15 protein-coding genes are annotated in these 19,454 nt (G+C 48.6%); 11 read left to right on the plus strand and 4 right to left on the minus strand.

Annotated features, from left to right (window positions below):
* Positions 1-223 precede the first annotated feature (223 nt).
* The 10 genes from TCA2_RS17710 to TCA2_RS17755 all read left to right on the plus strand — a co-directional run bounded on the left by TCA2_RS17710 (position 224) and on the right by TCA2_RS17755 (position 12,542).
* Positions 224-1,540 (plus strand): ABC transporter substrate-binding protein, encoded by a 1,317-nt coding sequence (locus TCA2_RS17710; protein WP_047912922.1) that lies wholly within the window; start codon positions 224-226, stop codon positions 1,538-1,540.
* A gap of 182 nt (positions 1,541-1,722) precedes the next feature.
* A complete protein-coding gene (locus tag TCA2_RS17715) occupies positions 1,723-2,658 on the plus strand; it encodes a carbohydrate ABC transporter permease (protein WP_047912923.1) in 936 nt (311 codons plus the stop codon).
* Positions 2,659-2,661: 3 nt separating this feature from the next.
* Complete coding sequence (locus tag TCA2_RS17720) at positions 2,662-3,483, plus strand: carbohydrate ABC transporter permease (RefSeq protein WP_047912924.1); 822 nt, start codon at positions 2,662-2,664, stop codon at positions 3,481-3,483.
* A gap of 142 nt (positions 3,484-3,625) precedes the next feature.
* The gene (locus tag TCA2_RS17725; protein WP_238546440.1) at positions 3,626-4,645 is read left to right on the plus strand and encodes a sugar-binding protein; all 1,020 of its coding nucleotides are present in this window, start codon (positions 3,626-3,628) and stop codon (positions 4,643-4,645) included.
* Positions 4,642-6,168 carry a sensor histidine kinase gene (locus tag TCA2_RS17730; RefSeq protein WP_052512144.1) on the plus strand — a complete coding sequence of 509 codons (1,527 nt, stop codon included), beginning with the start codon at positions 4,642-4,644 and terminating at the stop codon, positions 6,166-6,168. The genes TCA2_RS17725 and TCA2_RS17730 overlap by 4 nt, the downstream gene beginning before the upstream one ends.
* Positions 6,146-7,723 (plus strand): response regulator, encoded by a 1,578-nt coding sequence (locus tag TCA2_RS17735; RefSeq protein WP_047912925.1) that lies wholly within the window; start codon positions 6,146-6,148, stop codon positions 7,721-7,723. Before TCA2_RS17730 ends, TCA2_RS17735 begins: the two co-directional genes overlap by 23 nt.
* Positions 7,724-7,866: 143 nt before the next feature.
* Complete coding sequence (locus TCA2_RS17740) at positions 7,867-8,463, plus strand: TetR/AcrR family transcriptional regulator (RefSeq protein WP_047912926.1); 597 nt, start codon at positions 7,867-7,869, stop codon at positions 8,461-8,463.
* A gap of 29 nt (positions 8,464-8,492) precedes the next feature.
* Positions 8,493-9,812, plus strand: coding sequence for a cytosine permease (locus tag TCA2_RS17745; RefSeq protein ID WP_047912927.1), 1,320 nt, complete (start codon positions 8,493-8,495; stop codon positions 9,810-9,812).
* A 4-nt stretch (positions 9,813-9,816) separates the two neighbouring features.
* On the plus strand, positions 9,817-10,944 hold the full coding sequence (locus TCA2_RS17750) for a DUF917 domain-containing protein (protein ID WP_193746076.1): 1,128 nt from the start codon (positions 9,817-9,819) through the stop codon (positions 10,942-10,944).
* Positions 10,941-12,542: an ROK family protein gene (locus TCA2_RS17755; RefSeq protein WP_238546442.1), complete on the plus strand. Its 1,602-nt coding sequence runs from the start codon at positions 10,941-10,943 to the stop codon at positions 12,540-12,542. The genes TCA2_RS17750 and TCA2_RS17755 overlap by 4 nt, the downstream gene beginning before the upstream one ends.
* Before the next feature lie 148 nt (positions 12,543-12,690).
* Here the strand turns inward: TCA2_RS17755 and sdaAA are convergent, their stop codons facing one another.
* The 4 genes from sdaAA to TCA2_RS17775 all read right to left on the minus strand — a co-directional run bounded on the left by sdaAA (position 12,691) and on the right by TCA2_RS17775 (position 17,048).
* Positions 12,691-13,572, minus strand: a complete 882-nt coding sequence (sdaAA, locus tag TCA2_RS17760) for an L-serine ammonia-lyase, iron-sulfur-dependent, subunit alpha (RefSeq protein ID WP_047912928.1) — start codon at positions 13,570-13,572, stop codon at positions 12,691-12,693.
* Between the two features lie 47 nt (positions 13,573-13,619).
* Positions 13,620-14,288, minus strand: a complete 669-nt coding sequence (gene sdaAB / locus TCA2_RS17765) for an L-serine ammonia-lyase, iron-sulfur-dependent subunit beta (RefSeq protein WP_047912929.1) — start codon at positions 14,286-14,288, stop codon at positions 13,620-13,622.
* 5 nt (positions 14,289-14,293) lie between these two features.
* Positions 14,294-15,724 (minus strand): amidohydrolase, encoded by a 1,431-nt coding sequence (locus tag TCA2_RS17770; RefSeq protein ID WP_047912972.1) that lies wholly within the window; start codon positions 15,722-15,724, stop codon positions 14,294-14,296.
* Between the two features lie 85 nt (positions 15,725-15,809).
* Positions 15,810-17,048: an MFS transporter gene (locus tag TCA2_RS17775; RefSeq protein WP_047912930.1), complete on the minus strand. Its 1,239-nt coding sequence runs from the start codon at positions 17,046-17,048 to the stop codon at positions 15,810-15,812.
* A gap of 210 nt (positions 17,049-17,258) precedes the next feature.
* Here TCA2_RS17775 and TCA2_RS17780 point away from each other — a divergent pair, with 210 nt between their 5' ends.
* Positions 17,259-19,262, plus strand: a complete 2,004-nt coding sequence (locus tag TCA2_RS17780) for a helix-turn-helix domain-containing protein (RefSeq protein WP_238546443.1) — start codon at positions 17,259-17,261, stop codon at positions 19,260-19,262.
* Positions 19,263-19,454: the final 192 nt, after the last annotated feature.

The following is a 19,454-nucleotide window of genomic DNA, read 5'->3' on the forward strand; positions in this document are numbered from 1 at the left end:
CTTCTTTTTTTATTTTTAGCGATTAATTGGGCTGCAGATTGTAGGCCTGCCTTCTGTGGCAGCTATTGAGCGATCAAGGATAGGATATCCCCCTAAATAAAGTCCAGATGACCTGAACATAATCCAGTGTAGCGCTTACATTTTGGGGCTTATAATCTGAGGTGCAAGCAAGTGAGTGTAAGTATAACCATCCATCCAAACGGAATGAAAAGGAAGTGTTGATGTGAAGAAATCACCAGTATGGCTAACGCTGACACTACTAGGTTCACTGGCTTTATCCGCATGCAGTTCGGGTTCAACCTCGGCGCCTGCCGGGGGCGAAGCCACCGGAGGAGAAGGAACGGCACCGCCTGCTTCGACGGACAGTAAGCAGGTTGAAATATTCAGCTGGTGGACGGGTGCCGGAGAAGAAGCAGGCCTCAAAGCACTGATTCAAGTATTTAAGGATAAACAACCGAGCATTGAGGTTATTAATGCTGCTGTTGCCGGCGGGGCAGGAACGAATGCGAAGGCCGTGCTGGCCAGCCGGATGCAAGGGGGAGATCCTCCGGGGACATTTCAGGTTCACGGCGGTTCAGAGCTCAATTCGGGCTGGGTGGCGGCTGGCAAGATGGAGCCGCTGAATGAGCTGTATGAAGCGGAAGGGTGGAACGATAAGTTCCCTCAGGATTTGATCGATCTCGTCAGCAGTGACGGCAGCATCTGGTCTGTACCGGTTAATATCCATCGGGGCAATGTGCTGTGGTATAACAAGAAAGTGTTCGATGATAACGGACTTACAGTGCCGACAACGTTCGATGAGTTCTTTGCAGCAGCGGATGCATTGAAGGGAAAAGGCATTACACCGCTGGCACTTGGAGACAAGGAGCCTTGGGCGGCAACGCATTTATTTGAGACGGTGCTTCTCGGTACACTCGGTGCCGATGGTTACAGACAGCTGTGGACAGGAGACATCAGCTTTGACGATCCGAAGGTGAAGGAAGCACTCGAAACCTTCAAGAGAATGCTGACATATGTAAATGAAGACCACGCGGCTCGCAACTGGCAGGATGCTTCCCAGCTCGTATCGAGCGGAGAGGCAGCCATGAACGTGATGGGTGACTGGGCAAAGGGTTACTTCACGGGCGACCTGAAGCTTGAGGTGGGTGTTGATTTTGGATACGCGCCTACACCGGGTACAGACGGCAGCTTCATGGTGATCACGGATACGTTCGGATTACCAACCGGAGTGAAGGATCCCGAGTCGGTGAAGGAATTTCTGAAGGTGCTGGGCTCTGTGGAAGGACAGGATGCCTTTAATCCGGAGAAAGGATCCATTCCTGCCCGCATTGATGCGGATGTGGAGAAGTACGACGTGTACGGCAAGGAAACGATAGAGGATTTCAAGAACAGTGCGCTTACACCAAGTCTTGCGCACGGATCTGCCGCTTCTGAAGGATTCCTGACACAGGCGAATCAGGTCATCAATATTTTCGTTACCGGTGGAGATGTAGAGCAGGCAGTACAAGGGCTTAAGTCGGCAGCCTCCCAAGGATTGTAATTGACCACCAGGCAGCCTCCCGGGCCATATGATCCGGGGAGGCTGTTTTTTTCAAATGGAGTTACCCACCTGTATGATCTGGCCAATTGCGTAAGCTCATAAATGTCCAGATCATCTGAAGATAGTCCAGCTTTGCAGTCAGCTCCCTGATTCTATAATCAGGATAGAAAGGAGCGAAAACAATGGGAACACCATCGACTCTTCGCAAAAAAAGAATACCTGATACCGTATGGGCGATCTTGCTGCTCATGCCCTCTCTGATTGCAATCGGCATCTTTGTATACGGTTTCATCAGCTGGACGGGATATGTATCACTTAGTAACTGGAACAGTCTTGTGAAGGATTTATCCTTTGCCGGACTCAAGAACTTCGCTTTTCTATTCCAGGATTTCCGGTTTCAATCCGATATCCGCAATACGATCATGTTTACTGTGTTCTTCATCTTCGCGTGCTTGGCGATCGGGCTGCTGCTCGCGATGCTGGTGAATTCGAAAATTAAAGGCGAAGGCTTTTTTCGCAACATTTTCATTTTTCCGATGGCCGTTTCCTTTATCGTAACCGGAGTGGTCTGGCAATGGCTGCTGAATCCTTCCTCGGGAATCAATATTTTGCTGCAAAATCTTGGTGTATCCAGTCCTCCCAAATGGTATGTCAGTACAGAGATTATATCTTTTTTCAAAATGGGGCAGATTGAATTCGGTTTCCCTGTGGCATTGGTTGCCGTCATTATTGCGGCTGTTTGGCAGATGGCGGGTTATACCATGGCGATGCTCCTCGCCGGTCTTCGGGCTATCGGGGAGGATTTATTCGAAGCTGCACGCGTGGATGGAGCTACAGAGCGCAAGATTTTTACCTCCATTATATTGCCGCTGTTGAAGCCTGTTATCGTTAGTGCTGTTATTATTCTTGGACATATTTCCTTGAAGATCTTTGACCTTGTCTATTCGATGACGGGCCCTGGAGCGATGTTTGTCACCGATATGCCAGGCGTGTATATGTTTGAAACGACATTCCGTGGCAACTTCTACGGAAATGGGTCTGCGATTGCCATTCTGCTGCTGCTGTTCGTCTCGTTCCTCATCGTACCTTACCTCATCTCCAGCCGAAAGGGGGATTAGAGCGTGGCACAGAGAAGACTTTCCCGCTTTTTCGTATATGCGCTGCTCGCTGTGTTTGCAGTTCTGTTTCTGGTTCCGGTCTATGTCGTACTTGTCACCAGCTTCAAATCCATTGATGCCATTACACTGAATCAAATGTGGTCCCTTCCCAAAAGAGTCGACTTGTCCGGCTACAGCCAAGCTTTTGCAAGACTGGCTCCGCATTTGTGGAACAGCATGCTGCTCGTCATTCCGGCAACGATATTGTCCGCTCTTCTTGGGTCGCTGAACGGTTATGTATTCGCCAAATGGCGGTTCAAAGGCTCGGAAACGATCTTTACGCTGATTCTGTTCGGCATGTTTATTCCTTACCAGAGCATACTGATTCCGCTCATTCAATTCATGCAGCAGATTCAGCTGTACAATACACTGCCGGGGCTCATTTTGGTGCATGTCATATATGGTCTGCCTATATCAACGCTCATCTTCCGCAACTTCTATGTGAGCATCCCGAATGAAATTATGGAATCGGCACAGATCGACGGGACGGGGTTCCTCGGTATTTACAGGTATATTATTCTTCCTCTGTCGGTGACGAGCTTTGTCGTCGTTGGCATCTGGCAGTTCACGAACATCTGGAATGAGTTCCTGTTTGCGGTCACACTGACGACGCAGAGCCAGCAGCCGATCATGGTGGCGCTGCAGAATTTGTCCGGCAGTCAGGTTGTCCATTGGAATGTGCAGATGGCAGGAGCGGTCCTTGCTGCATTACCTACACTGATTGTATATATACTGCTTGGAAGATATTTTATTAGAGGACTGCTCGCAGGTTCTGTTAAAGGATAGCTGATTCATATAAATCAAGGATTGCGATTTGTGATGGAAATGATTAAGCTCAGCATAAGGAGCCGCATTAAGCAAGAAAACGGCTCTCTATATGAGCTTTTTCAGATTTATGATCCCATATCAAGCTAAGGGGGGCTCCCGCTTGTTCAAGCCTTGGCTGCGGCCGCATTATATTTTGATTGCCATGCTGCTTCTACTGACGGTGTCCATATCGTTGACTCATTTTATGAAAGCGCTTCATTATGAATCCGGCATGTCTTCCATTCCGCATTCCCGTAACCCTGAGATTCATCTGGTCCTCATATCACAGGAGCTTGATAATCCCTATTGGCGCCTGATTGAGCATGGCGCAAGAAGCGCAGCGGAGCAAAACCATGCCACGCTCGAATATATCGGTCCGGTGGAAGCCAGTGTCAGTGAGCAGATTCGGCTGATTGAAATGGCGGTAGCCGCAAAGATCGATGGTATTCTGACGCAAGGACTTGATGATGAGCAGTTCGCTGCAATTGTGGATCAAGCCATTGAGATGGGGATTCCTGTCATCACCATTGATTCCGATGCCCCCGATAGCCGACGTCTTGCGTATGTGGGAACCGACAATTACGCGGCAGGGTTTATGGCGGGAAAAGCGCTGATCCAGGATACTGCTGGCAATGCAAACGTAGGTATTGTAACCGGCAGCTTCCATGCGGCTAATCTGAAGGAGCGTGTGCGCGGCTTTCTGGATGCAGTGAAACGTGAGGAGGGCATTCGCATTCTTGATATGAAGGAGTCGAATATTGACCGAATCGGTTCCGCGTCCGCAGCTTATACGATGTCCAGAGAGCATGAAGCGCTCGATACTTTTTTCGGTACCAGTGCCCTGGATGCGATGGGGATCGCTCAGATGCTTAGTGACAGAAGTCCGGATTCCCAAGCCAGCGAGCAAAAGAATATTCGAGTATTCGGATTTGATGACCTTCCGGAAACGTTAGAGCTCATTGATCAGGGCATTGTTACGGCATCCATTGTACAGAAGCCGTATCAAATGGGAGCGGAGGGCGTGGAGCTGATGCTGGACTATCTTGGCGGCAAGCGAATTGTCAGTGTATATAACACGGATGCCCGCATTATTCGAAAGGACGATCTGCTGATGTACAAGGGAGGGAACGGAGGCTTATGATCCACATCAAAACAAAGCTGATGCTGTTCTTCACCGTACTGATCGTCCTCTTATCTGCTCTCGCCTTGTATTTATATCAGAATAACAGCAATTCTCTTACACAATATGATCAAATACTTAAACGATTCTTTCTGCTTAACGAGATCAATCAGCGTACGGTGCAGCAGGTTAACGGTTCAATCCAAACTTTTGTGCAAAGCTCAGCCTCTGACCCCAAGCTGCTCGAGAGTTATGAAAGACAGGCATATGAGCTTGGATACTTAAATGAAACACTGCTGGCGGAGATGGAGAACGACATGAATTATGTGCTCTTGAAGAATTACAGCAATATGATAACGAGCTTCTTGGAGCAAGGCAGACAGACCATCGATCAGGCTCAAGGGTCGGATCTGGCAGCTTACTATGAACGGATGACACAAACGGACCGGACTGCCGGGTTCATCCAGGACACGACGCTGAAGCTGATCAACAGCGAGCTGTCTAATTACCAGACTTTCTATGACATGATGAATGCGAAGAATGAGCATCTGCAAAAAATGGCCGTGTATGCTTTTTTGGCTGCCGCCCTATTATGCACCCTGTTTACATTCTGGTTCTCGGAAGGGATAACGAACCCCATACGCCGATTGTCTGCGGCTGCGAAGCAAATCTCACGCGGGAATCTGGCGGTCGGCGATATCAAGGTGAACAGCCGGGATGAACTGCAGTTTCTGGCGGAGACGTTTAATGGAATGTGCGCGAATATTCGTCAGCTTGTGGCAGAAATGAAGCAGCAATCAGAGCTTGATGCGCTCGTCAAAAAAATGGAGATCCGAAGCCTCCAAAATCAGATCAATCCGCATTTTTTGTTCAATACACTCAATATGGTGTCCAAAATGGCGTACGTGGAAGGGGCGGAGAAGACCAGCGATTTGGTGGACTCTATTTCGACACTGCTGAGGTATAACCTGAAGAAAATGCATCACGATGTGGTGCTGAGGGATGAGATTGCGATTGTGAGGGAGTACTTTTACATCCAACAAATGAGATTCGGCGGGCGAATTCGCTTCTCGGAGACGATTGATGAGTCCTGCCTAAGCTATGTGGTGCCCTCCTTGACCATCCAGCCGCTGATCGAAAACAGCTTTGTACATGGAATAGAGTCTTGTGAGGAAGGAGGAGAGCTGTCGCTGCATATTTATAGACACGGCGGCTTGATCATGGTCGAGATTCGGGATAACGGAGCCGGTATGAGAGAAGAACAGATATCGAAGCTGCTCGGCTCATCGGAGCCACCTCCGGATGAAGCAGCAGCAGGGCATAGCGCAGGAAAGAAAGAGCTGTATGGATCCGAGAGCCCGCCCTCACCGCCGTCATCTAGTGGTATTGGTCTTACGAATGTGCTGAAACGTCTGCGGCTATATTATCAGCGGGAAGACATCATGGAGATTGAATCCTCCCCGGGACAGGGGACGGTTATACGGTTAAAGCTGCCTTGCGCGAAGGAGGAGAAGTCCGTCTATGTTCAAAATGCTTATTGTTGATGATGAACAGATAGAACGCAGTGCTCTCAGAATGATCGTGGACAGGAATCTGCCCGATGTCGAGGTCGTGGGCGAAGCGGAGAACGGAAGAGCGGCCATCGAAATGGCACAAAGGCTTCTGCCAGATCTGGTGACGATGGATATTAAAATGCCGGGTACTGACGGAATCGAAGCTGTATCGGTACTGTATAACCTTCTGCCTGACACGAAGGTGATTATGGTCTCGGCCTTTGATGAGTTCGAGTATGCACGTTGTGTGATGAAATATGGAGTAAAGGAGTATCTGCTGAAGCCCTGCAAGAAGGATCAAATTGTAAGCTCGATTCAAGCGGTGGTGAAGGATATTGAGGCTGAGAGACGTAAGCTTTCACAGATGAATGCGCTGAGGCATCAGGCGGAACAGACCCAGGCGCTGCTTGAAACAGACTGGGTGTCCTCCATCTGTCAATCACGCACGCTTGGAGCCGAGCTGATCGGTTGGCAGCAAGCAGCAGGCATACTTTCGGAATCAGCTGGATACGCGTGTGTATTGAAGATCGCTGTTGATCAGGAGAGGAGCCAGGCAGAGCGTATTCCAATCCATCAATGGGTACGTAACCGTACATCGATATATGAATTCTGTCATGCAGGACCTTTCATTGGACAGTATCTTCCGCTGCTGCTATTTCCGGAACGGATGAGTAAGGGAAGCAGTTTATCTGTGCGCTCAAGAGCTGTTCATCTCATGAGAAGCCTGCTGCAGGAAGCGCAGCGTATGTTTCCTTCCAGCGGGATGACCGCTGGAATTGGGACGCTGAAGCACAGCAGAGAAGGCTGGATGAGATCTTATCAAGAGGCGGTGCTCGCTTCTGGTGAACCCCGTGCCTTTTGCAGCTGTTTCTATGAGGATCTGCCCGCTGGGACGGAAGAATCCAACCCTTATCCACTTGCTTGTGAGCAGCAGCTGCTGCTTATGGTGGATCGCGGTAAGGTGGAGGAAGCAAGGGGCATGTTTTCCCAGTACATGAATGAGCTGCTTGAGTTGACAAGATATCAGACGGCAAGGGTTCAGTATGATCTGAACAAGCTATTTGCTCAAATGCGGAGCCAGGCGAAGGAGAAGGGGATATCTCTTCCTAAGCTTGGTGGTTTTCATGATATGAATGACATCGAGGATTTACGCCGGTATGCTCTATTTCAATTGGATCTTGTGCTGGATGCGGTGGACACATGGTATACGGATGAACACAGATGCGGTATCGAGAAAGCGAAGTCATATATAGCTGACCACTACAGCACGGAGCTGTCCCTTGAGGAAGTTGCTGATTATGCGGGGCTGAATCCTCATTATTTCAGTAAAATTTTTCATGAGAGATGCGGCATTACCTTTATTGATTATTTGACCGGAATCCGAATCGCCAAAGCTCGGGAGCTGCTTGGTGATCCCCGCCATATCTTGAAGGACATTAGCCAGAGGATCGGGTACAGGGACCCGAATTACTTCAGCCGTGTCTTCAAGAAGATGGTCGGCATGTCACCATCCGAATATCGAAGTGCTGCGCTTAAGGAATACTAAGCTTAAGAGCAGAAGATGAACCAAGGACACGACATCCCCGTGTCCTTTTTTGTTGTATACCAACAAAAAATGGATTGTATTTTTATACATAAGGACGTATAATCCACTTAATTAACGTTAATTAAAACTAGGATGTGACATTGTTGACGACCAGAAATAAGTTAAGAGATACCGCCATCAGGCTGTTCGGAGAGAAGGGCTACGACGGAACAGCACTATCCGAGATTGCAAAGGCAGTCGGAGTGAAAACACCGGCCATCTATGCTTTTTATGCCAATAAAGAGGATCTGTTCATCACTGCCTTTAAGGAGGCTATGCAGGCTTATAACCAGTTTATTCAGGAACTGCATACTTCGAAGGTACGGGCGGACGCCAAGACCACCCTTCGTAACGTACTTGCTAGACAGTATGAATTTTACGTAGAGAGCACGGAAACCAATCTATTCGTGATTCGGACACTCCTATTTCCTCCTTTATTTCTCAAACAGGAAGTGGAAGAGGCATTTGCGGACTCAGATCAGCTGCTAGCTCAGGTACTGGAGAGCATTATGGTACAGGGTATGGAGGAGAACCTCATTCCGGATCAGAAGATACAGCCGCTGGTGGATGCTTTCTTAACTTTAATGGACGGACTTGCTATGCAGTATTTCTATTACGGCTCCAAAGAAGTTTTTGAACGTAAACTGGAACATGCCTTTGACGTGTTCTGGAGAAGTGCAGAGTACGTGACGACAACTTAAGAGCCGGTTCAACCAAGGGGGATCTTGACATGAATGAGGCGAACAGCGTAATTGAGAACAGCAACGAAGCGAAAGTAATTGAAGACTTTGAACGGGAGCCCGTACCGCAGCATCTGCGCAAGAAATGGCTGACCATGGCCTTCGTATGGATTGCCATCGGAATCGACCTGTCTGCAATGTTTCTTGGTGCTGAGCTAGGGGCAGGAATGAATTTGTCCAGCTCACTGACTGCAACCTTTATTGGTTCCTTGATTCTTGGTCTTATCGGCGCGTTATGTGCTTATGTAGGAGCAAAAACAGGACTCTCAACAGCAATGATAAGCCGGTTTCTTTTTGGAAACAGGGGAGCTCGGATCATATCCGTAGCCTTGGGGATATCCTCACTCGGCTGGTTTGGTGTTCAGACCGGGTTCTTCGCCAGCAACATGCAGACTGCCTTTCGTGAACTGTGGGGAGTGGATCTGTCGCTTGGCCTATTATCCTTTATCGGCGGCATGCTGATGATGTCTACGGCGATCTGGGGTTACCGTGCGATTGAGAAGCTCAGCGTATGGTCTGTGCCGCTGCTGGTGATTTTTATATTTATTGCTTTGTATATGGCTTTTCATTTAAACGGAACAGCTGCCATCTGGGAGCCAATCAGCACACAGCCGATACCCATGGGCACAGCGATCTCGCTCGTTATCGGTATTTTCATGCTGGGAACCGTGCTTTCACCGGATATTGCCCGCTGGGCAAGAACGCCGAAGCATGCCATTATGGCTGCATTTGTCGGTTTTTTTGTAGGGAACAGCTTTATGACGATTATTGCTATCTTCCTCTCCAGAGTTATGGATTCGAGCGATCTAACAGGCATATTCCTTACGATTGGTCTTGGACTTCCTGCCATCATTGTACTGACACTGGCACAGTGGACAACGAACACGAACAATCTGTATTCCGCTTCGCTTGGGTTCTCGGTCGTATTCTCCAAGGTGCCGAAATCAGTCATCACTATTGTGGCAGGTCTCGTTGCAACCTTGCTTGGGGTATTTGGAATATATGACAGCTTCCTCTCATTCCTGACCTTTATTACGATGCTGATTGCCCCGATCGGCGGTATTTACACAGCGGAGTATTTACTCGTGGACAGATCGAAGTTTACGTTTGAGGGTCTGGATAAGAACAAAAATTGGATAGTACGTTCACTCGTTGTATGGGCCGTATCCAGCTTATTCGCATACATGACAACGGCAGCGCCGGACGGGCTCGGTTTGTTCCAGCTTACGCAGGTTCCTGCGCTAGACGGCTTTCTGTTCGCTTTTGTAGTGCAGTGGCTGGTTGCCAAGGTATTCAGCAAGAAAGGATGACAACATGACAAGCATAAACGAAATGAATCGACTAACAGAGCTTACAGAAGAAGCGATTGAATATATTGCGGTAGGTGCGGCGGTCCTCGGTACAGGGGGCGGTGGCGATCCGCATATCGGCAAACTGATGGCTATAGGAGCCATAAAGAAATATGGGCCGGTAAAAGTAATCTCTCCCGATGAGCTCGGGGACGACGATCTTGTAGTACCGTTCTCCATGATAGGTGCACCAACGGTCATGAATGAGAAAATTCCGGCGCAGGAGCAGATGAGTAAGCCATTAGATCTGATCGAAAAAGAGCTCGGCAGAAAGATTTCCGCTATTATGCCGATTGAGGTTGGAGGAGGCAATTCACTTATTCCCGTCATTGCCGCAGCAGAGCGGGGCATCCCTGTGCTTGATGCGGATGCGATGGGGCGGGCTTTTCCTGAATCGCAAATGGTAACCTTCTATCTCGATGGCATGGACCCGAGTCCGATTACGATGGCGGATGAACGGGGAAATGCCGTGCTTATGCATGCGATTGATGGTATATGGGAGGAACGAATGGCGCGTGCAGTAACGATTCAAATGGGCGGGTCTGCCTCCATCTGTGATTATCCAGCTACCGGTGCGCAGATGAAGAAAAGTGTCATTCCACATACGTTATCCCTCGCATACGAGATCGGTAAAACGTTGTTTGAATCGAAGGAGCAGAAGCAGCACCCTATTGAAGCGCTGCTTAAGCAGCTGAATGGATATGCCTTGTTCCATGGCAAGGCGTCGGATATCCGCCGCCGGATGGAGGGCGGCTTCACACGTGGTGAAGCGACCTTTGAAGGTACAGGCGAGCATAAAGGCCGGACAATGAAGCTGTTTTTCCAAAATGAGTTCCTGCTGGCGAAGGAGGGAGAGCGTTCTCTTGCGGTGACACCCGATTTAATATCCCTATTGGATCAGGACACAGGCATGCCGATTACTACAGAGAACCTGAAATACGGTGCCCGGATTACAGCTGTCGGCTTCCCTTGTGATCCGAAGTGGCGAACACCGAAGGGGCTTGATACCGTTGGACCGAAGTATTTTGGCTATGACGTTCCTTTTGTGCCAATTGAAGAGCTGGCAGCGAAGAAAGGAGCGAATCAGGCATGACTGTGAATAGAGAATCCCAATTAAGCAGTATGGAATCATATCGCATCGGTATTGATGTAGGGGGTACGAATACAGATGCGGCACTACTTGATTCCAAGCTGAATACGATTCATACGGTGAAGGTGCATACCACGAAGGATGTGAATGAGGGTATAGTTGAAGCCGTGCGTAAGCTGCTGGAAGAAAGCACGGTGAACCCTGCACTAATCAAGTTTGCCATGCTGGGAACGACCCATTGTACGAATGCAATCGTGGAAAGAAAAAATTTGGGCAAAGTGGGACTTATTCGGATTGGAGCACCTGCGGCAACGACCATTCCTCCGCTGACAGGATGGGATCAAACACTTGCTTCCGTCATCGGCGATCATGCCTATATGGCCAAGGGGGGTTATGAATATGACGGACGCACCATCGTTGATATGGATGAAGAGGAAATTCGAAATTTATGTGAGCGAATGAAGGGTGAGGTAGCATCCGTTGCCGTTTGTGGTATCTTCTCTCCGGTGAATACTTCACAGGAGAGACGGGCTGCGGAGATTGTTCGAGAAGTGCTCGGTGAGGACATGGTAGTTACCCTCTCCCATGAAATTGGCAGCATCGGTCTCCTGGAACGGGAGAATGCCTCAATATTGAACGGCGCTCTTCTTGGCGTCATTTCGGGTGTAGTCCAGGGATTTGAAGCAGCGCTTGAGAGCTTCGGCATTCAAGCCGGCGTTTATATCTGTCAAAATGACGGGACTCTGATGCGCAGTGATTATGCGCTGCGTTATCCAATCTTGACAATTGCGTGCGGACCAACCAACTCGATTCGTGGAGCTGCACATCTATCCGGACTGAGTGACGCACTTGTCGTGGATATTGGGGGCACAACAACGGACATCGGTGTTCTTAGCCAGGGTTTTCCCCGGCAGTCCTCTGCTGCTGTAACGCTGGGTGGTGTAAGAACCAACTTCCGTATGCCGGATATTCTATCCATCGGCATAGGGGGCGGTACAATTATTCGTACGCAGGCTTCGAGTGATGGCGAGAGTAGGGGCGTTGTTACCGTAGGTCCTGACAGTGTCGGTTATGAGCTGACTAAACGAGGGACCATCTTTGGAGGGGATACGTTGACGGCGACGGATGTTGTGGTGAAGCTTGGTAGGACACATTGGGAAGGTGCTCAAATCGAGAGGATTGACGAGGAAATTTGTCTCCAAGCAGATGAAATCATAAAGACCGATATAGAAGATGCTATTGATCGGATGAAATCGAGCAGTGCGCCTGTCGATGTCATTCTGGTCGGCGGTGGAAGTATATTGGTGCCAGAGGAGCTTGAGGGTGTAGCCCGCATTATACGTCCAGCCTATTATGGTGCGGCTAATGCAATTGGTGCAGCACTAGGTGAAGTGAGCGGAGAAACCGAACGCATCTATTCACTCGAGGAACTGACCTATGATGAAGTAATGGAGGATGCCCGCAGCCATGCGGTAGAGCAGGCTGTTCGGGCAGGAGCGGACCGAGATACCGTCCAAATCGTCTTTACCGAGGATATTCCACTGGCGTACCTGCCAGGGAATGCACTGCTTGTTAAGGTGAAGGCAGCAGGAAGATTATAAGAGAATATCATTAGTAAAAGATCATTAACAAAAGGCATCCTTCTCGGGTCTATGGACCTTGGAAGGATGCCTTTTTTGCAAAGGAAATTCATTTGGTTGTTGATTATCCACTTCATTATTCAAGAAACTAATACTTGAGCTGTGAGAATTAAGATGGGTTATGCTGCAAATCTCTTGTTATCTTACGACCTGTCGGGGTCTGAGCCAAGCCGCCGCCAGCCGTTTCCCGCAGCGATTCAGGCATGGCCGATCCTACTTCGAGCATGACCTGAACCACTTCGTCCGAAGGGATGACACTTCGAACCCCGGCCAGTGCCATGTCGGCTGCTCCGAGTGCCGTAATGGCGCCGAATCCGTTGCGAACGATACATGGGATCTCGACCAGGCCTGCCACTGGATCGCAGATCAGGCCAAGCGTATTTTTCAAGGCAAGTCCTACAGCATGAATGGCCTGAGCAGGTGATCCACCCTGAATATCGACGAGGGCACCTGCCGCCATACCGATGGCGGATCCCACTTCCGCCTGGCAACCGCCTTCTGCTCCAGAGATAAAGGAGTTATTTGCGATCACATAACCAATGGCGCCGGAAGCGAACAGGCCATAAACCATCTGCTCATCTGTCCACCCGAACCTTTCCTGGCTGCTGATGAATACACCGGGAATAATGCCGCAGGAGCCGGCTGTCGGTGTCGCAATGATCCGTCCCATGGAAGCGTTGACCTCGGATACCGCGAGGGCATACGTCATTGACAAGCTGGCATGATCTCCGAGCATGGATTGTCCGTTGTCGCGATAGCTTCGCATCTTTCTTGCATCTCCGCCCGTTAGCCCGCTCTTAGAGGTCGTATCGGTATGCAGTCCCTGATGGACCGCTTTTTTCATAATTTCGTAGTATTCCTTCATTTGAGCAAATACGACATCCTGGTCCTCGCCTGATTCCAGACATTGTTCCTCCAGCATGAGTCTGCCAAGGGAGAGCTCTCTGGATTCGGCGAGCTCTGCCAGTTGTTTTAATGTTCGAAAGTTCATAAGCGTAAGACTCCTTTATACATGAGATACAGAAAAATAGGACTTGCTTACAAGATGAGAAGATTGACTTCCTGAATCTCAGGTAAAGCCTTTATTCGTTCAACCAAGGGTGAATTGATCTTACCGTCGCATTCCATGACCATCATGGCTTCACCGCGGCGGTTTTTTCGATCGACAGACATATGACCAATATTAATGCCGGCATCAACCAGCATTCTGGTAACTACGGCGATAACGCCTGGCTCGTCAATATGGCGAAGGATCAGTGTTGGATACAGCCCCGTCATCTTTAGGTGATAGCCGTTGATCCGAACAATTTCGATATTCCCGCCTCCGATCGAAGTGCCCACCAAGTTAAGCAGGCGGTCTCCCCCTTTATTTGTCAGGATAATCTCAGCTGTATTGGGATGAGGATAGAGTCCGGTTCCGGGGCCAATGGTAGTGTACATTCCAGCCGCTTCTGCATGAACAAAGGCATCAGGAAGTCTTGGATCATCCGTATTCATGTCAAGTAGTCCTCCAACGATAGCTGTATCCGTCCCGTGCCCGCGGTATGTTGCCGCAAACGAGCCGAACATCTTGATCTCAGCATGTGCCGGGCATTCTCCGAACAGTAGTCTTGCTGTACGTCCGATACGTGCCGCACCCGCAGTATGGGAGCTGGACGGTCCGACCATGGCCGGACCTATGATGGAAAAAACGTCTTTAAATCTCAATTCGATCAAGCTCCTCGTTTTGGGGGCTGCACATCTTGTGGAACAAGACAGTCGTACACTTCGCCGCCCAATCTTTCTTTAAATTCCTTATTTGCTTCGGCGACGATACTTGGATCAAGTATGGATTCAATCGCTGTTGCCGCCATCGCTTTAGCCGCGAGCAGCATTCCTTTGTGAGCATAAGTGCTCTTACCCTGCGCTACTGTCTGCCATGCATGAAGGGGGGTTCCGAACGCCATTGTTGTTGTTACACACTGTGCGGTCGGTACGTTCCAGCTGACATCAGCCACATCAGTTGACCCGCTCATAAACGTTTCTTTATCTTCAGAGAACGGTGCGATAAAGCCAGGGAGCGGCCGCTCGGTAAGCACACCTGCAAGCTGGGGACCAACCATAGCTTCTGCTTCCTGTTTATTTTGAAGGGGCAAAGTTTCATAAATAGCCTTGGCGTAGGCATATTCTTCCTCTTCATATTCAGGGACTCCCAATTGAGTCAAATTCTTATGCAGCACTTTTTCGAGCGTACTGTTCGGAATGAGGTTGGCACAGGCACCTTCATATTTAAATTCCATTTGTGTTTCGGTCATGAGGGAAGCCCCCTCAGCAATTTTGATCAGCCGTTCGAACAGGCTGCGTACTTGATGTGTCTTAGGAGCACGGACCAGGTAAGTCACTTCGGCCTCTGCCTGTACCACATTCGGTGCAAACCCGCCTGAGTTTGTTATTGCGTAGTGCAATCTCGCCTGATCAATCATATGCTCGCGCATATAGTTCGCCCCGATGTTCATGAGCTCAACAGCATCTAATGCGCTTCGTCCTTGATGAGGGGCTGAAGCTGCATGGGCACTGATCCCCTTGAAAGTAAAAGTGCCATGAATAACAGCATTCGAGCTGCCATGCATAACCGCGTTCATGGAGTGGGGATGCCAGGAGAGTGCGGCATCCACATCCTTGAAGTAACCTTCACGGGCAAGATAGGTTTTGCCATAGCCGCTTTCCTCGGCGGGACAGCCGTAGAAGCGGATCGTTCCGCTTGTACCGGGATGATCCTTAAGGTAATCTTTCACAGCGACAGCTGCTGCAAGTGCCCCGACGCCAAGCAGATTGTGCCCGCATCCATGACCATTTCCGCGAGCAGTGACAGGACTATACGCAGCAGTCCCTGCCTTTTGGCTCAAATCAGCCAGTGCATCATATTCACCTAACAAGGCGATGACCGGGCTGCCTGTCCCATAGGAGGCGATAAATCCGGTTTCAAGTCCAGCGACTTCTTTCTCCACAGAGAAATCTTCAGCTTCTAGAACATCGATGAGAAGCTTGGCTGATTGGAATTCATCGAATCTGGTTTCTGCAAAAGACCATACCTGGTCGCTTGCATTAGTGAACAGCTCACTTTTTCCTTCGATGGCGTCAGATACATACTTGCTTAAATCGATCGTTGTTGTCATAGGAACACACCTCTCTATTGGCAGTAATTGATTATTGTAAGCTGGTTATTGAAGCATAACCGCATGATTCAACTTACACAGTGGTGGGCTGAATATCGGTTGGTTTGATCTTGTCTGAACGGCGAGACAGCATAAGTGAAGCGGAGCAGATTACAGCAAATGCGATCAGCATCACGAAGGCTGCAGTATAAGATCCGCCTGAAGCTTCAACCAGGAAGCCTATAAGCATTGGCGTAAGGAAGCCGGCAAGCTGAGCACCGGTATTGATGAATCCATTTGCAGTTGCTACAACCGTTTCCGGCATCGTTTTAAGGGACTTTGAAATAATGAGTGTTGAAATGAAACCAGCGAGTGCTGTAACGATAGTTTGATGGGTAATGAACATGGCGATACTGCCGGCAGTACTCATCAAGTACAGGAAAAGGGCCACGAAAATGCCGAATACGGAAGCAATAATCCGGTCTTTACCTGCGGGAATGCGGTCAAGTATATAGCCGCTGAGCAGCATGGTGAAAATGCTGATGACAGCCGGAATAGCAGAAAGTAGACCCATTTGCGTCATATCAAGCCCTCTGACATTGACCATATAAGTAGGCATCCAGGATTGCAGCCCCCAGTTCACGGCGTAAATGCTGAAGTAACCGATAAACAGGTTCCAGATCATAGGGGTTTTAAGAACAATCTTAAATGGCACCTTTTCTTTAGGCGCAGGAACTGCCGCTGATTGCAGAGGCTGAGCCGGCTCTTTTAATAGGAAGAACATAAGGATTGTAACGAGAATTCCTACGGCACCGATGATATAGAACAGGGTCCGCCAGCCGATTGTTTCAAGCGCCTGACTCGTAAGGATCGGAGTTACAACACCCATAATTGCACCGGAGGCGAGCATAATTGACATTGCACTGCTTCTTTGATTTATCGGGAATGTAGTTGCAATGGCCTTTGATCCAGAGGGAAAAAAGCTGCCTTCTCCAATCCCGAACAGGAAACGGACGAAGATGAGAGAGAACAGAGACCAGGCTGAGCCGGTCAAGATGGTGAAGATGGACCAGGCGAAGACTGAGACGAGAATGACTTTCCGATAGCCAAAACGGTCAGCGAGTGCCCCGCCCGGTATTTGCATAATAGCGTAGCCGAGGAAAAAACTGCTCAGAATGATTCCTTGGGCGGACGCGCTGAGACCCAGATCTTGTGTGATCCCTACAATGGCATAGTTCATCACAAACCGATCGAGATTGCCTAGACACCAGCCGAGAAATAAAAGAGTGAGAACAATGTACTTAAAGTTTTTGCTTTGTACGACCTTCGACATTGTGTTACCTTCCTTCTCATCAATTGTTATATGTATGCGTTTGTTATATTAAAGTTACAGGAGGAAGGGGTTTTAATACAATGTATATCTTTGTATAATTAGCTCTATTATTATGTGAAAACCTACATTGACATGGGGGCGGAGCTATTGAACGGAGTGCTGCATGAAATCTTACATCAACGTTTAGGTAATTGGGATTATGAGGTTTGGATGAGTGGGAATTGGTCGGATTGGCGGTTGATTACTTCGATTGGGGATAAGAAGACAGCTGCTCCTGAATTCCGACGCAATTCCCCCCTTCATCATCCGGAGTATCGGCTGGAAAAAGAAAATGTCACGTTAGCTTTTCTTCCATATAACAACAACGTGTGTATAGCTGTCCGACTGTTTTCAAAATGTGATTTTTCTGCAGAACAACTGGTGGAGATTTCATCTCTCTTGTATCCGTATTATGCAGAAGCGGTAGCTGCGAAGCATGAGCGGGCGCTCAATGAGGTCATGAACAGCATTCGGGATGTGACTCAGCTGCTCGATCTAAATGAACTACTCAGCCGGATTCTTGTAAGTGCGCTGTCTGTTATTCCTTATGAATGCATTGGTGTTCTGTGGCAATATGATCCTGAAATCGATGCCTTGACGGTTAAAGCGAGAGCAGGGGGGCTTGGAGAGGGGATGCTTCAAATGAAGCTGAAGCCAGGAGAAGGAATCATTGGGCATACATTCAGCAGAGGCACACCTAAATTGTATAACAATATGCTGATGCTGGAGGATGATTTCGGAAATATGACGCTCGAAAATAGGCGTCATTTGAATACAGCTTATGATTTTGAAGATATTTGCGGTATTATTTCCGTTCCCATCAAGGTTGAAGGTCAAACGGAATGTGTGCTCATTGTATATCAAAGGGGAAATGTACCGCTGTTTACGGAATCGGATGTGAGGCTTCTACAGAGCTTCGCGGATCAGGTATCTATTGCACTGACGAATGCGAGGCTGTATGACAACTTAAGCAGACAGAACGAAACACTTGTCAGACGGGATGAGATCCATTCTTCTTTGATGCGTCTATCGCTGCAAAATAAAGGTGTGGTGTCCATCGTCAGTGAGCTGACGCGTATTATCGGCATACCGCTGACCTTTGTGGACTTTATTGATAATGAATGGTTTCCTAAGCGGGGAAAGGCGATAAGTAAATGGAGCATTGAGAGTCTGAGAGAACTATATCGATCATTGAATCATTCTGATTACTTGACCTTTGTTGCAGGAGTAGAAGGGGAGATGAATCAGTATCTATATCCCATTGCTTCCGCAAATCAATGCCTCGGCTACCTCATTATCCGTATGAACGAAAGACTCTCACCGCTGCAGCTGGTTGCACTTGAGCAGGGTAGCTCTGTACTCGCGCTTGAGCTGATGAGAAAGCAGTCTCTCGCTGAATTTTATTTCAAAAGAACACAGCAATTCTTTAATGACCTCAGGCTCAGCAAAGATTCGGAGGAATACTGGGTGAGATCTGCAGAGATCGGTATTACTCCCAGTACACAAATTATCGTTGGTCTACTTGAATTCACGGAGCTGGTAAGTCCGGTTATGCTCAGCACTCTTTCACTTCAGCTTGTGTCCTATTTGCGGGAGAAGCTGCCCTCGGGGAACATGCCCATCGCATTTGGCAGTGAAAGACGTATCACCGTCATGCTTGTCCCATCGGAAGCCCATAGGCCTGGAGAAATTGAAGAGAAGTTTATTACCTCCTTGCCGAAATGGGAGAGCAAAAATAATACAAAGCTGTTCGGGGGCTTAGGTTCAATGCGGTCAGGATTGGATGCAATTAATACGAGCTATCAGGAAGCGGATAAGGCGCTGTCCTATCAGAAGACTCGTGGTGCACAGGGGACGATACGTTACATGGATATCGGAGTAAATCGATTGTTTATCCGGCAGCCTGCTGAGGATCTGAATGATTTTATAGCAGAGGTGTTTGAGCCGCTCAGAACAGCCAAAGGGCAAGCCGGGGGTCTTGAGGAAACGCTGATTACCTATATGGCCTGTGGTGGATCTGCGGCACAAGCTGCGAGCGAGCTTCATATTCATATCAACACACTGTATCAGCGCATCCATAAGATTGAAGAGATATTAGGCATGTCCTTTAATAATCAGGAGCATCTTCTTCACTTGCAGCTGGCTTGTTACCTTCGGCAGTCGACTCGTTTATAGGTCATGAAGTTTCCACCTTCTAAAATATATATGAGGACAAGTTCAATATTGCTCACATGAATTTACCTCCTACATGAAGGATCGAGCCTATTTTAATCGAAGTTATAGCTGATTGGGTTGATTTCAAATCCAAACTTGACATCAATTTTTCCAATATGATATATAAGTAGAAGAGTTAGCACTCTAAGGTTT

Origin of the sequence: Paenibacillus sp. TCA20 (assembly GCF_000732325.1) — a bacterium.
GTDB lineage: Bacteria > Bacillota > Bacilli > Paenibacillales > Paenibacillaceae > Paenibacillus > Paenibacillus urinalis.